Source organism: Micromonospora pisi, from assembly GCF_003633685.1.
Lineage (GTDB): Bacteria > Actinomycetota > Actinomycetes > Mycobacteriales > Micromonosporaceae > Micromonospora_G > Micromonospora_G pisi.
Genome location: NZ_RBKT01000001.1, coordinates 7754961 through 7768247, shown reverse-complemented (window position 1 = coordinate 7768247; position 13287 = coordinate 7754961). Strand labels below are relative to the sequence as shown.

The following is a 13287-nucleotide window of genomic DNA, read 5'->3' as shown; positions in this document are numbered from 1 at the left end:
ACTCGCCGCAGGTGCGCTGGTCAACCGGGGCTGGCGGGGTAGACGCGGGTTTCGGTGGCCTTGACCGCCGCCCAGACCGGTTGACCGGGTACGAGGTGGAGCTGGGCGGCGGCGAGCGGGGTGATGTCGGCGGCGACTCCGATCGGCCCGTCGAGTTGGATCCGCAGGTTGTCGCCGTGGCGTTGGATGCCGGTGATGGTGGCCGGCCAGGTGTTGCGCGGGCTGCCGTCGGGGCGGCTCGGGTGCAACGCGACGGCCGAGGGCGGGAAGGCGACAAAGACGTCTCCGTCGAGTCGGTCGGCGACGGTGAGTGGGAAGCCGTCGCCGACCCGGACGGTCGGGCCGTCGGCACGACCCCGGTAGAGGTTGAGTCCGACGAGGCGGGCAACGTAGTCCGTACGGGGTCGGGCGGTGATGGTGGCGGCGTCGCCCTCCTGCACCATCCGGCCCTCCTCGACGATGATCAGCCGGTCGGCGAGGACCAGGGCGTCGAGCGGGTCGTGGGTGACCAGCAGCGTGGCGCCGGTGTGCTCGCCGAGGTGGCGTTGCAGTTCGGCCCGGGTGTCCAGCCGGGTACGGGCGTCGAGCGCGGCGAGCGGTTCGTCGAGCAGTAGCAGCGCCGGGTTGACCGCGAGCGCGCGGGCGAGCGCCACCCGTTGTGCCTGCCCGCCGGAGAGTTGCCGGGGCTTGCGCCGGGCATGTTCGGCCAGTCCCATCCGGTGCAGCCAACTGGTCGCCTGTTCCCTGGCGGTGCGCCGGTCGACGCCGTGCCGTCGGGGTCCGAACGCGACGTTGTCCACCGCGCTCAGGTGCGGGAAGAGCAGGTAGTCCTGGAAGACCACGCCGATCGGGCGGCGCTCGGTGGGTAGCCAGATCCGCTGGGTCGGCCGGTCGAGGTCGGCGCCGCCGAGCGTGATGTGCCCGTCACTGAGTGGCTCCAGGCCGGCGAGCGTACGCAGGGCGGTGGTCTTGCCGGCGCCGTTCGGGCCGAGCAGGGCGACGACCTCGCCGGCCTCGACCCGCAGTTCCAGGTCGAGGCGGAAGGTGCCCCGGTCGACGACGAGATGGGCGTCGAGCATCGGGGCGTCGGGGTGACCGGTCGCGCGGGGCGAGGTGATCGGGGCGGGAGTGCTCATGGGCTGGTGATCCATCGGTCGCGGAGGCTGGCCAGGATCGCGACGGAGACGGTGAGCAGGATGAGGCTGAGGACGATCGCCGATTCCAGGTCGGTCTCCAGGGCGAGGTAGACGGCGAGCGGCATGGTCTGGGTCCGGCCGGGGAAGTTACCGGCGAAGGTGATGGTGGCGCCGAACTCGCCGAGCGCGCGGGCCCAGCAGAGCACCGCACCGGCGGCGATGCCGGGCGCGACGAGTGGGAGCGTGACGTGGGTGAACGTGGTCCACCGGCCGGCGCCGAGGGTGGCGGCGGCTTCCTCGTAGCGGGTGTCCGCGCCGCGTAGCGCCCCCTCGACGGCGATGATCAGGAACGGCATGGCGACAAACGCCTCGGCGAGGACGACGCCGGTGGTGGTGAACGGCAGGGTGATGCCGAAGGTGCTGTCGAGCCAGCCGCCGAGCAGGCCCCGGCGGCCAAAAACCAGCAGCAGCGCGACTCCCCCGACGACGGGCGGCAGGACGAGCGGCACGGTGACGAGGGCGCGTACGACCCGGCGGCCGGGGAACTCGATCCGCGCGAGGAGCCAGGCCAGGGGTACGCCGAACGCGAGGCAGAGCACCGTGGCGAGGGTGGCGGTCTGTAGCGACAGTCGCAGCGCGGTGAGTACGCCGGGTTCGGCCAGTCGCTGCGGCAGGGTGCTCCATGGTGTCCGGACCAGGAGTCCGACCAGCGGCAGAACCAGGTAGAGCAGACCGATGGCGGCGGGTACGAGCAGCGCGACCGGAATCCGTCCGCCGCGCCGGCGGGGGCGGGACGGCGTGGCCCGCCCGGGCCGCGCCGTCACGTCGGAATCGTCTACGAGGGGCACGGGTCTAGGGTGCCTGGAAGCCGGCCCGGGTGAGCACGGACCTGCCCGTGTCAGAGAGCACGTAGGCGACGAACGCCGCCGCGCCGGCCTTGTTCGGGGCGCTCTTCAGCACGGTGATCGGGTAGTCGTTGATCGCACCGGCCGATTCGGGGAACTCGATGCCGTCCACGTCGGCGGTGGATGTCCTGGCGTCGGTCCGGTAGACCAGGGCGGCGTCGACCTCGCCGAGCTTCACCTTGGACAGGGCGCCCTTGACGTCCTGTTCCAGGGTGACCGGGGTGAGTTTCACGCCGGCGGCGGTGAGGGCCTTCTTCGCCGCCGCGCCGCAGGGGACCTGCTCGGCGCAGAGGGCGACCTTCGCGTCGGGTCTGGTCAGGTCGGTCAGTCCGGTGACGCCGTCGGGGTTGCCCTTCGGCACGGCGATGACGAGCTGGTTCTTCACGAAGGTGCTCGGGCTGCCGTCGCCGTTTCCGGCGTCGGTGACGGTCTTCATGTTCGCCGGCGCGGCGGAGGCGAAGACGTCGGCGGGGGCGCCCTGGTTGATCTGGGTGGCGAGGGCCGAGCTGCCGCCGAAGCTGAAGGTGACCTTCACGCCGGGGTTGGCCGCCTCGAAGTCCTTGCCGATGGTGGTGAACGATTCGGTCAGCGACGCCGCGGCGAAGACGGTGACCGTTCCGGTGACCCCTGAGCCGCTGCCGCCCGGCTGGGGGCTGGCGGTGTCGGCGCTGTCTCCACAGCCGGACAGACCCAGCACCACCAGCGCGGCGAGTGCGGCCAGGGCGCTGCGGAACCGTCGTGCTCCCACGGGTTGGTCCTCCCTCGGTAGCGGTGCGGGACATGGCCACTTTAATGCGCCGCATCTGCTATGAGGAAGAGACCTGTCGGCTCGCATCCTCCATGGGGCTGGCCAACACTCAGTCGCATCTGCATGATGAATGCATGGCTGGTGAAGCGGTGCCGTCGGCGGCCCCTGAGGCAATGACCGACCAGCAGGCCCGTCGCTGGGTCGAGGTCCTGGACCACCTGACCCGCGCCATCCCGTCGGGCGCGGTCACCGTCGTTGTCGACGGCTTCGACGCGTACGCCGGACTGGTCGCCGATCGGCTCGCCGCCGCCCTGCACGGGACCGGGCGCCCCTGTGCCCGACTGACCGGCACCGCGCCACTGGCGACGGAGGACTCCTGGCGGGCCGAACAGGGCCCGGAGATCGTGGCGCTCGCCGACGGCCCACGGTGGCGCGAGCGTCCGCCGACCGGGAAGTGGGACGTGGTGATCTGGCTGCGGAGGCCGCCGGGCGGCCGGTCTGGCCGGGGTGACCACGAGGATGGCTGCGACATCGTGGTGGATCTGCACGACCCGCTCTGGCCGGTGATCCGTCACCTCGATGCCCGACTGGTGGCCCGCGACCTCTGGCATCTCAGCGAGTCGCGGGCGTTCTTCGCCATCCGTGCCGAGACCTGGGACACCAGGTTCGGCGACGACCTGCCGGCGTACGCCGCCGCGGTCGCCGAGGCGGGGCTGCCCCTGGGCGGGTCGGTGGTCGACGTCGGCTGCGGCACCGGTCGCGCGCTTCCGGCGCTGCGGGAGGCCGTGGGCCCGTACGGCCACGTGATCGGGCTGGACCTCACTCCGGAAATGCTCACCGTCGCGCGGACCCGCGCCCGGGAACGGCTCGCCACCCTGGTGCTCGGCGATGCCCGGCAACTGCCCGTCCGGGACGGGGCGGTGGACGCGGTCTTCGCGGCCGGGCTGATCATGCACCTGCCGGAGCCTGACGCCGGTCTGCGCGAACTCGCCCGGATCACCCGTCCGGGTGGGCTCCTGATCCTCTTCCATCCCTCCGGTCGGGCCGCGCTGGCCGCCCGACACGGCCGCCCGGTCCGCCCCGACGAGCCACTGTCGCAGACTCCGCTGCGCACCTCGGCCGGGCAGGCGGGATGGCACCTGACCAGGTATGACGACGCCGTACACCGGTTTCTCGCGATCGCCGTGAGGGTCGGTCGGTAGCGACCACCGCGACTCGGTTCGGACCTTCCCCGGCTTGACATGCAGCCGGAAGGCTGCATATGTTTCATGCAGCCAACCGGCTGCATGTTCGGGGGTAACCGGAGAGATGGACGAGGTGTTCAAGGCGCTGGCAGACGCCAGCCGCCGCCGGCTACTCGACAGCCTGAACGCCCGCAACGGCCAGAGCCTGCGTGAGTTGTGCGCCGGACTGGACATGGCCCGACAGTCCGTCAGCAAACATCTGGCGGTGCTGGAGTCGGCCAACCTGGTGACCCCGGTGTGGCAGGGCCGCGAGAAGTTGCACTACCTCAACGCGGCGCCGATCAACGCCATCACCGAACGCTGGATCAGCCAGTACCACCGCGAGCGGGTGCACGTGCTCGCGGACCTGAAGCGAGCACTGGAAGAGCAACCCATGGGCGACCTCGAATTCGTCTACACGAACTACATCAGCACCACTCCGGAACGACTCTGGCAGGCATTGACCGACCCCGCGTTCACCCGTCGCTACTGGGGCGTGGCCTTCGAGTCGGAGTGGACCGTGGGCTCGACCATGATCTGGGAGGAGAGCGGCATCCGGATGGCCGACCCGGAGCAGGTCGTACTCGAAGCCGACCCCTACCGCCGGCTCTCCTACACCTGGCACACCATCGGCCCCGAGTTCGCCAGGGCGCACGACATGAGCGACGAGCTCTTCGCCCAGATGTCCGCCGAACCCCGCTCGAAGGTCACCTTCGAGATCGAGCCGGTCGGCGACATGGTCAAGTTGACCGTGACACATGACGGCTTCGAACCGGGCAGCACCATCCGGGAGGGCATCCAGCACGGCTGGCCGGAGCTGCTCTCCAGCTTGAAGAGCCTGTTGGAGACCGGTGAACCACTGACCACCCCGGTCAGGTCGGACCAGTCCGCGTAGCTGGACCACCATTTCCGTACAAGGTACTAAAATAGTGGCTGCCGCATAATGGGCGCCGGACCGGACGGAGGAGGACACGTGGGCCGGGCACGACCGACAGACGGCGGAGCCGTCGATCCCGAGGCCCTGTGGCTTCGCCCCGGCGGCTCCCGGCTCGGTCGGCCACCAACCCACACCCGTACGGAGATCACCGCCGCCGCCATCGCGGTCGCCGACGCCGAAGGGCTCTCCGCCGTCACCATCCGCCGGGTCGCCACCGACATCGGGGCCGGCGCGATGTCGCTCTACAGCTACGTGCCGGACAAGGAGACCCTGCTCGAGCTGATGATCGACCAGGCGAGCGGCGAGTACGAGCTGCCCCCGCCCAGCGGCGACTGGCGCGTCGACCTACGCCAACTCGCCCGGACCCAACGGACGATCATGCGGCGGCACCCGTGGCTGCCGTCGGCGCTGGCCTTCCGGCAGACCCTCGGCCCGCACACCCTCGCCGCGATGGAATACGCGCTCAACGCGCTCGCCGGCACCGATCTCGACAGCCAGTCCAAGTTGGAGGTCGTCGCGCTGCTCACCGGCTTCGTCGCGAACTACGTCGCGCAGGAGGTCGCCCAGGAGCGCGACGGCCGCCAACCACAGGAGTCGGTGGCCGCCCAGGTCCGTTACCTGCACACGGTCGTACGCGGTGGCGACTATCCCCGACTGGCCGAGGTGCTCTCCAACAGCGACGGCCGGGCGCCGTCCAGCTTCGACCGCCTGCTCGACCAGCTGATCGACGGACTGGTCCGCCAACCGCCGACCATGACCGTCGAACCGTCCCGTCGCGAATAGCCGGACACGAGCTGGCGCCGCCGAAGCCGGATCGGTTCCGGCTTCGGCGGCGCCGCCACGGATCCGCCCGACCGGGGCGGTTGTCGAGCAACGTTCAGGCCAGGTCCCGCCGGGTGAGCAGCAGAGCGGCGGCGACCGCGAAGGCGACGGTGTATCCGGCGAGCAGGAGGGTGGCGGGACCGCCGTCGAGGATCGCCAGCACTCCCGGTACGCCCTCGTCGGCGAACGTACGCGCGCCGAGCGCCCCGGCGAGTGAGCCGGCCGCCGTACCGGGGAGCAGGTTGGCGACGGCCTCGACGGGTTCCAGCACGTTCGCGACCCCGCGCAGCAGGTTCTCCACCGCGAGCGACCACACCAGACCGAGGCCGACAGCGAGCGCTGGACTGCGGGTCAGGGTGCCGACGAGGACCCCGGCGGCGGCCCACATCGCGTAGATCAGCAGGGTGGCGCCGAGCGCCGTCGCGACCTCGGCCGCCGGCGGCCAACGCAGCGGCTGGGACTCGACCCCGGCGACCAGCGCGGCCAATCCGAAGTTGACCATGAACGTCGCCACGACCTGGACGACGAGCACGACGCCGAGGGCGGTGAGCGTTCCGCCGCAGGCCGAGGCGCGGGAAGAGGACTGGGTGAAGACCGTCTTCCAGGTACCCCAGCCGTATCCGCCGCCGATCGCCAGCGCGCCGAGGATCAGCAGGAGCGGACCGCCGAACATGGGCGTGCCGGCAAGCGTGTTCTCGGGTACGCCGACCGGCAGCAGGTCCTGCAGCAACTGCTCGGGCGGCATGCCCTCGTTGACCGGCGAACCGCCGCCGGTACGGAAACCGACGTAGTCGAAGACGTAGCCGAACAGGATGTCCACCGCCATCCCGACGGCCAGTACGGCCCAGAGCGCCGGCCATCTGCCCAGGCGCAGCAGTTCGGCTCGGGTGCTGGCGAGCAGCGACACCGGTCCACGGAGCGCGTTCATGAGTCCGTCCTCCTCGCTCCGGCCCCGGCCGGTACGGATTCGTTCGTGGTGAGTTCGAAGAAGACCTCTTCGAGGGTCCGTTCGGCGACCCGGAGTTCGTGCAGGAGAACCCCCTGCCCGACGAGCGCCTTCGCGATCTCCGGGGCGAGGGAGATGTCACCGTCGATCCGGATTCCCCTCGCGGTGAGGGTGACCGCATGGTCGCCGACGATTCGCGCCACCACCGCGAGGGCGGTCCCGGTCGGTTCGGCGCGGACGTAGAGCGAGCCCGTGCCCCGTACCTCGGCGACGGTGCTCTCCGTGATCAGCCGCCCGTTCCGGATCACCCCTACCCGGTCGCAGATCTCCTGCACCTCGCCGAGCAGGTGGCTGGAGATCAGTACGGTCTGTCCCTGGCCGGCCAGGTCCACGAGCAACTGCCGCAGGTCGGCCATGCCGGCGGGGTCCAACCCGTTGGTCGGCTCGTCGAGCACCAGCAGCTCGGGGCGGCCCAGCAGCGCCGCCGCCACGCCCAGTCGCTGCTTCATGCCGAGCGAGTAGGAACGGAACGCCGAACGGCGGTGGGCGGTCAGGTCGACCCGGGCGAGCGCGAGGTCTACATCGGTCTCGGCGAGCCCCCGGTAGCGGGCCATCACCCGGAGGTTGTCCCGCCCGGACAGGTACGGGTAGAAGCCGGGGCCTTCGATGAGCGCGCCGGTCCGGGCGGTCGCCGCCGGGGCACCGGGGCGGTGGCCCAGTACTCTGGCGCTCCCGCTGGTCGGCCTGATCAGGCCCAGCAGCATACGCAGGGTGGTGGTCTTTCCCGCTCCGTTGGGCCCGAGGAAGCCGTACACCTCTCCCCTGCGGACGGTCAGGCTGACACTGTCGACAGCGGCACGGCTGCCGTACCGCTTGGTCAGCCGATCGGTACTCACGACTGTTTCGGTCATGCCGGAAGCGTCGCAACCAGGGGCGTTGTTCCGCGTCGGCCGGACACCGCTACCCGCGTACGAAAATCCGCGTACCGCAGGTACGTCGGCGCAGCGATGTGGTGGCGCCACCACGCACCTATTCTCGGCAGCGAAGTGCCACCGTGGCGCTACCGAGAGTGGGTGGAGTGGTGCGTACCGACGATCTGAGGCGTCACTGGGAGACGGCTTCCCCGGTGCTGCTGATCCTGGTGGCCGGGCTCCTCGGTACGGGTTCGGCCGGCGCGGACGAATCCGGGTGGAACCGGGAGCCGGACTGGTTCGCGTACACGCTGGTGGTGTGTGCGGCGCTCGCCTCGGCGACCTCGCGCCGCCGTCCCGGGGTGGCCTTCGGCGGCTGCGGCGCGTCCGTCGTGGCGTACCTGGCGCTGGGGTATCCGGTCGGACCGATCCTCATCGCGGTCCCGGTCGCCGCCGCGGCGACGGCCATCGGCTGGCCGCCGCGCCGGGCGTTGCTCTGGAACAGCGGGCTGGGCCTGGCCGTGCACCTGGCTGGCGCCGTCCGGTTCGGGGCCGAGCTGACCACCAGCGACCGTGGGCCATACCTGGACTGGCTGCTCATCTCGTCGGCGGCGGTCGCGCTGCCGACCGCGATCGGCGCGGCGGTGCGGATCCGCAGGGAGTCCGAGGCCGCGTTGCGGGCGGCACACGCGCGCCGCGCGGTCTCGGAGGAGCGGCTGCGGATGGCGCAGGAGCTGCACGACTCAGTCGGCCACGGACTCGCCGTGATCGCGATGCAGGCCGGAGTCGCGCTGCACGTGCTGGAACGGGACCCGGGCAAGGCCCGCGAGTCGCTGGAGGCGATCCAGGCCACCAGCCGGGAGTCGCTGCACGGGATGCGCGTCCAGCTCGACGTCTTACGCGGCCCTAGGGGCGAGGATGCTCCCCGGCGCCCCGCTCCCGGCCTGGCCGAGGCGGGGGTGCTGCTCGACCGGATCCGCACCGGTGGACTGGAGATCACGGCGGACGTCCGGGTGGGCGACCTGCCGCCCGAGGTCGACGGGGCCGCGTACCGGGTGTTGCAGGAGTCGCTGACGAACGTCCTGCGGCATGCCGGGGCGACGCTGGCCCAGGTGCGGGTGGCTCGTCAGGGTGGGGACCTGGTCCTGGAAGTCGCCGACAACGGCCGGGCGGACCCGTCCGACGAGCGGCAGGACGGCCCGGTGGGGCCGGGTGGCGGCGGCCGATCGGGCAGCGGCATCGCCGGCATGCGGGCCCGGGTCGAGGCGCTCGGCGGCGACTTGGCGGCCGGTCCCCGGGACGACGGCGGATTCGCGGTACGGGCCCGGCTGCCGGTCGATACTCGATCCGGCACCGCCGACGTGCCAGGATCACCGTCATGATTCGCGTCGTGGTCATCGACGACCAGGCCCTGGTACGGATGGGGCTGCGTACCCTGCTGGAAAGTGAGGACGACACCGAGCTGGTCGGTGAGGCCGCCGACGGGCGAACCGGGGTCGACCTGGTACGGCGGACCAGGCCGGACGTGGTGCTGATGGACATCCGGATGCCCCGGCTCGACGGGCTGGCCGCGCTGCGTGAGATCACCTCGGACCCGGCCCTCGCCACGGTTCGGGTCGTGATGCTCACGACGTTCGAGCTGGACGACTACGTCTTCGGGGCGCTGCGTGACGGGGCCAGCGGATTCGTGCTCAAGGACTCCCCTCCGGACGAGCTGTTGCACGCGGTGCGGGTGGTCGCCGAGGGCGCGTCACTGCTGTCGCCGTCGGTGACCCGTCGGGTGATCCAACAGTTCACCGGTCGTGGCGCCCCGTCCGGCGCCCCGCACCCGGAGTTGGAGCGGCTCACCGACCGGGAGCGCGAGATCGTCGCCTGGGTCTCCACCGGCCGCTCCAACGACGAGATCGCCGCCGAGCTGGTGGTCAGCCCCGCGACCGTCCGTACCCACGTGGGCCGCGCGATGGTCAAACTCGGTGCCCGGGACCGCGCGCAGCTGGTGGTCTTCGCCGTACAGTCCGGCCTCACCCCGTGAGTCTGGACACCGGAGATCCGTTGGCCGGCATCAGCGCCGTGGCATGGGAGCGGCTCTACCACGCGTACGGCCCGGCAACCGACGTACCGGGCCAGTTACTGGCGCTGCGCAGTGTTGACGCGGCGGAGCGTTCCCAGGCGCTGGGGCGGCTGTTCGGCAACGTCTACCACCAGGGCACCCGGTGGCAGGCCAGCCACGCGGTCGTGCCGTTCCTGGTCGCGCTGATCGCCGATCAGGAAACTCCGGATCGGGCCGGTGTCCTGCGGTTGCTCACCGCGATCGCCGTCGGCGATCGGCGTGACGACGATCTGCCGTTCGACCCGCATCAGGCGTTCGCCCGCACCGACGATCTGGGCGACATCGAGATCGACATCGACATCACGGAGCTGCTCCGACGCTTCTACTCGGAGGAGGCGCTCACCGATGAGGAGATGGATCTGGTCAACGCCGCCGCAGTGCGCTGGGAGGTTGACAGCTACGACAGTGCTGCCCGGTTCCACGACACTGTCGCCGGCTGGGTGTCGGATCCGGACGACGAGGTGGCCGCACTAGCCGCCGCTGCGGTGGTGTGGTTCCCGCCCACGGTCGCCACCGTGTCCGCGCTGGTCGCGGTGCCCGAGCAACGAACACAACCGCGCGCGAGCGCCAATCTCGCGCTCGCCCACCTGCCGTCCGGGGACGCGGGCGTCGCGCAGCGCCTGCGGCAACTGCTGCAATCGAACCATGGTGTTGTCGCCACCACCGCCGCTGTCGCACTGGCCTATCGCGAAGCCGCGTCCCTACCGGACGCCGCCCTGACGATCCTCATCGACTCGGCGGCCCGAGACCGCCTCCAGGACGTCACCGGGTGGCACCGCGCCCTACGCGGCTTTGTGATGATGGCCCTGCAACGCCTCGGCCTCGCCTAACCCCCTCCCCCACGCCCGACCGGTTGCGCGATCTAGGGCAGGTCCGCGCTTCTTGATCTTCATCAAGGCGGACCTGCCCTAGATCGACAAGGCTCTGCAGGCGCCGCTCCCGGTACCCCCGCAGCGCACTCAGTTGGCGTCAGGTCTCTGAACTGGTCGGTCACGCCTACGCAGTCGGTGGCTTTCTAAGGAAGGAAACCAGCCACGCATCCAGCCCGCCACGACTGGCGATATCGTCGGTCCACGGCACCTCCTGCATCCACGCTGCCAGGTCGGAGCCAGGCAGTTCGACGAACAGGTCGCGCATCCGGTCCGGCACGCTGTCCGTCGTCGCGCACAGCCAGCTCAACGCGGCGGCGAAACGCATATCAGGCGAGTTACCCTCGCCGGACCACAGTTCGCCGGTCCACGCCATCACATCCCGGTCACCGCGCTCCAGCGTCACTTGCGCGAGTCCCAGCACCAGACTTATCCGTACGGGCGGGTACGTCTCAACCGCAAGTCGTGCCCGCATCGCGGCCTGCACCTCGGGCGGTGGCGACAGCGCTGTGGCGAGGGCGTACGCCGCGTTCGCCCGTACCAGCGAATTCGGGTCGTCCAGTAGCCGGATCAGCATCGCCGCCTCGGCTGTAAGCACCTCCCGTGCCGCCTGCTGTGTCCACACGGCCGGACGCCCATACCCGTCGATTTTCAGCTCGTCCGGGTCGTCGGTCACCTGAAACAGATCCGTACGACCGTCGGTCCCGAAATGATTGCGATGGCCGGCCTCCGCCGCTAACTTCAACACTTGGTCGCGACCATGTACCTCAGGATCAGCCGCGATTTGCAGCAGGAACGGCACCGCCATCGCCAACGCGGTCTCGCTGACGCCCTGATGGCGCGCCTTGTCCCACAGCTCGCCAAGGCCTCGACGGGCCCGGGCAGAGTCGGGCTGTGATAGTGCCTGCAGCATTGCAGGCATGTCGTCGGCGGGCCCGGACGCGTGACTGAACCGCCCCCAGGGCATGCCATCCAACGTCAGCTCGCCTGCGGCACGTAGCCCGGCCAAGACCCACCGGACGTCCTGCTCCCCGCCTGGCTCACAAATGTCGATCACTCGGCGATGATGCCGCACGCACCCAACAGCATGGGACACGCCTGTTCTGCCGCCGCTGGGCGCGTGTGTGCGGTGGTCAGATGGCTATGCGCTTCCATGGATGCCCAATCGCGCTGCTCCTGCCACGGACCTGGATCAGTCTCGATACGGCGGGGCGCCTCGAGCGCCCACCGAACTCTTCCAGACCGGCGAGATCTGGTACGACGCTTGACTGAGTTCTGGGAGCGCCCCAGGATTCTCCAAGGTCCACTACCGGTGGACGGTCGAGTGGGGTGGCGGTAGATGCTGGCAGCGTTCGGTCTGACCGAGCTGGAGGAGCGGGTTTATCTCGAACTCGTGTCCGGGCAGCCGGGCACGGCCAGCGAACTGGCGCGTCGGCTCGCGGTCAGCGCCAACGAAGTCGACCGGGCGGTACGGACGCTGGAGCGCCCGGGGCTGGTGCACACCGTCGACGGCCGCGCCGAGGCGGCCTCGCCCGATCTAGCGATCGACTCGTTGATGATGCAACGGATGCGGGAACTCCAGGAGGCCCGGATCGGGCTGCGCGACTGGTTGCAGCGGCAACGCGCGACCGACCCGCTCGACCAGGGCATTCACATGGTCGTCGGCGGGTCGGCGATCAACCGGACCTTCGACCAGTTCCTGCGCGGGGCGCAGGACGAGGTGCTCGGCTTCGATCGGCCGCCGTACACCGCGGAGTTCCACGAGAACCCGACGGAACTGGACCTGCTCAGTCGGGGCGTACGGTTCCGGGTGGTCTACGACCGGCGGGCCCTGGAGCGGCCGAACGCGAGTTCCCACATCGGCGCGCTGGTCGCCGCGGGTGAACAGGCCCGGGTCGCGTTGGACGTACCGGGCAAGCTCGCGGTCGCGGACCGCCGGGTGGCGCTCCTCTCGTTCCCCGGACGCAGCGGCACGATCGAGCCGTGGGCGCTGGTCGTACGTGGCGCCACCTGGGTCGACGTGCTGGTGGCGTTCTTCACCGAAGTGTGGGAACGGGCCACACCGCTGCGCCTCTCCCCGACTACGGACGCGATCGACGACGTCGACCGGTGGAGCCTGCCGACGGCAACCGACCGTCAGATCCTCTCCCTGTTGATGACCGGGCTGCCGGACAAGGCGGTCGCCTCACAGCTCGGCATGTCCCTGCGTACGGTGCAGCGCCGGCTACGCCAGCTGATGGACGTGACCGGTAGCGCGACGCGGATGCAGCTCGGCTGGTTCGTCGCCCGCAACGACTGGTTGTGAACCGCCCCGCCCCCACACCGCGGGGCGGTTCACGCCCTGGAAACGGCCGTCAGTCGCGTGGGGTGACGGTGTCGGAGACCTCGGTCGGCGCCCCCGGCGCATCCGTTGTGCCGACGACCACCCGGGCGGGCGGCGCCAACAGCGGGCCGAGCCGTGACGCGACCCCGCACACCCATCGGGGCGTGCGGCCCCTGAACCTACCCATCGACCTTCTCCTCCTCCGGCGGCGCCGAGAGGCGGTTGCCGCCGTGGCCGATTCTGGGCGGGTGGGTGACCGTCGGGCAGACGTAGCCGATGGCGGAGCATGGACATGACGCAACTCCGCCACTTTTGTGACGGCCAGGGCCACGGTGTGTAACAGGAGGATGTCGCGGG

14 protein-coding genes are annotated in these 13287 nt (G+C 70.6%); 7 read left to right on the top strand and 7 right to left on the bottom strand.

Going from position 1 to position 13287, the window contains the following annotated elements; genetic code table 11:
- Positions 1-20: 20 nt before the first annotated feature.
- Genes BDK92_RS33265 through modA form a run of 3 tightly spaced genes read right to left on the bottom strand, consistent with a single transcriptional unit; the run spans position 21 to position 2789 of the window.
- Complete coding sequence (locus tag BDK92_RS33265) at positions 21-1136, bottom strand: ABC transporter ATP-binding protein (RefSeq protein WP_246017391.1); 1116 nt, start codon at positions 1134-1136, stop codon at positions 21-23.
- A complete protein-coding gene (locus tag BDK92_RS33260) occupies positions 1133-1960 on the bottom strand; it encodes an ABC transporter permease (protein ID WP_211349458.1) in 828 nt (275 codons plus the stop codon). Before BDK92_RS33260 ends, BDK92_RS33265 begins: the two co-directional genes overlap by 4 nt.
- A gap of 28 nt (positions 1961-1988) precedes the next feature.
- Positions 1989-2789 (bottom strand): molybdate ABC transporter substrate-binding protein, encoded by an 801-nt coding sequence (gene modA / locus BDK92_RS33255; protein ID WP_246017390.1) that lies wholly within the window; start codon positions 2787-2789, stop codon positions 1989-1991.
- A 134-nt stretch (positions 2790-2923) separates the two neighbouring features.
- Between modA and BDK92_RS33250 the strand changes: the two genes are divergently transcribed.
- The 3 genes from BDK92_RS33250 to BDK92_RS33240 all read left to right on the top strand — a co-directional run bounded on the left by BDK92_RS33250 (position 2924) and on the right by BDK92_RS33240 (position 5732).
- The gene (locus BDK92_RS33250) at positions 2924-3991 is read left to right on the top strand and encodes a class I SAM-dependent methyltransferase (RefSeq protein WP_121160299.1); all 1068 of its coding nucleotides are present in this window, start codon (positions 2924-2926) and stop codon (positions 3989-3991) included.
- 106 nt (positions 3992-4097) lie between these two features.
- Entirely contained in the window at positions 4098-4907 is an 810-nt protein-coding gene (locus tag BDK92_RS33245; protein ID WP_121160298.1) for an ArsR/SmtB family transcription factor, read from the top strand.
- A gap of 78 nt (positions 4908-4985) precedes the next feature.
- A complete protein-coding gene (locus BDK92_RS33240) occupies positions 4986-5732 on the top strand; it encodes a TetR/AcrR family transcriptional regulator (protein WP_211349457.1) in 747 nt (248 codons plus the stop codon).
- 94 nt (positions 5733-5826) lie between these two features.
- Here BDK92_RS33240 and BDK92_RS33235 read toward each other — a convergent pair whose 3' ends face one another.
- Together BDK92_RS33235 and BDK92_RS33230 are read right to left on the bottom strand one after the other, a co-directional pair.
- The gene (locus tag BDK92_RS33235; RefSeq protein WP_121160296.1) at positions 5827-6699 is read right to left on the bottom strand and encodes an ABC transporter permease subunit; all 873 of its coding nucleotides are present in this window, start codon (positions 6697-6699) and stop codon (positions 5827-5829) included.
- Entirely contained in the window at positions 6696-7628 is a 933-nt protein-coding gene (locus BDK92_RS33230; protein ID WP_121160295.1) for an ABC transporter ATP-binding protein, read from the bottom strand. Before BDK92_RS33230 ends, BDK92_RS33235 begins: the two co-directional genes overlap by 4 nt.
- 170 nt (positions 7629-7798) lie before the next feature.
- On the opposite strand from BDK92_RS33230, the gene BDK92_RS33225 reads away from it, so the two are divergent.
- From BDK92_RS33225 to BDK92_RS33215, 3 genes are read left to right on the top strand one after another with little or no spacing between them, the layout of a single operon-like run.
- Positions 7799-9010 carry a sensor histidine kinase gene (locus tag BDK92_RS33225; RefSeq protein WP_147457203.1) on the top strand — a complete coding sequence of 404 codons (1212 nt, stop codon included), beginning with the start codon at positions 7799-7801 and terminating at the stop codon, positions 9008-9010.
- On the top strand, positions 9007-9660 hold the full coding sequence (locus BDK92_RS33220; RefSeq protein ID WP_121160293.1) for a response regulator transcription factor: 654 nt from the start codon (positions 9007-9009) through the stop codon (positions 9658-9660). Before BDK92_RS33225 ends, BDK92_RS33220 begins: the two co-directional genes overlap by 4 nt.
- Positions 9657-10568 (top strand): hypothetical protein, encoded by a 912-nt coding sequence (locus BDK92_RS33215; RefSeq protein ID WP_121160292.1) that lies wholly within the window; start codon positions 9657-9659, stop codon positions 10566-10568. Before BDK92_RS33220 ends, BDK92_RS33215 begins: the two co-directional genes overlap by 4 nt.
- Positions 10569-10734: 166 nt before the next feature.
- On the opposite strand, the gene BDK92_RS33210 is transcribed toward BDK92_RS33215, so the two are convergent.
- Positions 10735-11664 carry a HEAT repeat domain-containing protein gene (locus BDK92_RS33210; protein WP_121160291.1) on the bottom strand — a complete coding sequence of 310 codons (930 nt, stop codon included), beginning with the start codon at positions 11662-11664 and terminating at the stop codon, positions 10735-10737.
- 282 nt (positions 11665-11946) lie between these two features.
- On the opposite strand from BDK92_RS33210, the gene BDK92_RS33205 reads away from it, so the two are divergent.
- Entirely contained in the window at positions 11947-12912 is a 966-nt protein-coding gene (locus tag BDK92_RS33205; protein WP_121160290.1) for a helix-turn-helix domain-containing protein, read from the top strand.
- Between the two features lie 49 nt (positions 12913-12961).
- On the opposite strand, the gene BDK92_RS39390 is transcribed toward BDK92_RS33205, so the two are convergent.
- The gene (locus BDK92_RS39390; protein ID WP_170208782.1) at positions 12962-13117 is read right to left on the bottom strand and encodes a hypothetical protein; all 156 of its coding nucleotides are present in this window, start codon (positions 13115-13117) and stop codon (positions 12962-12964) included.
- Between the last annotated feature and the right edge of the window lie 170 nt (positions 13118-13287).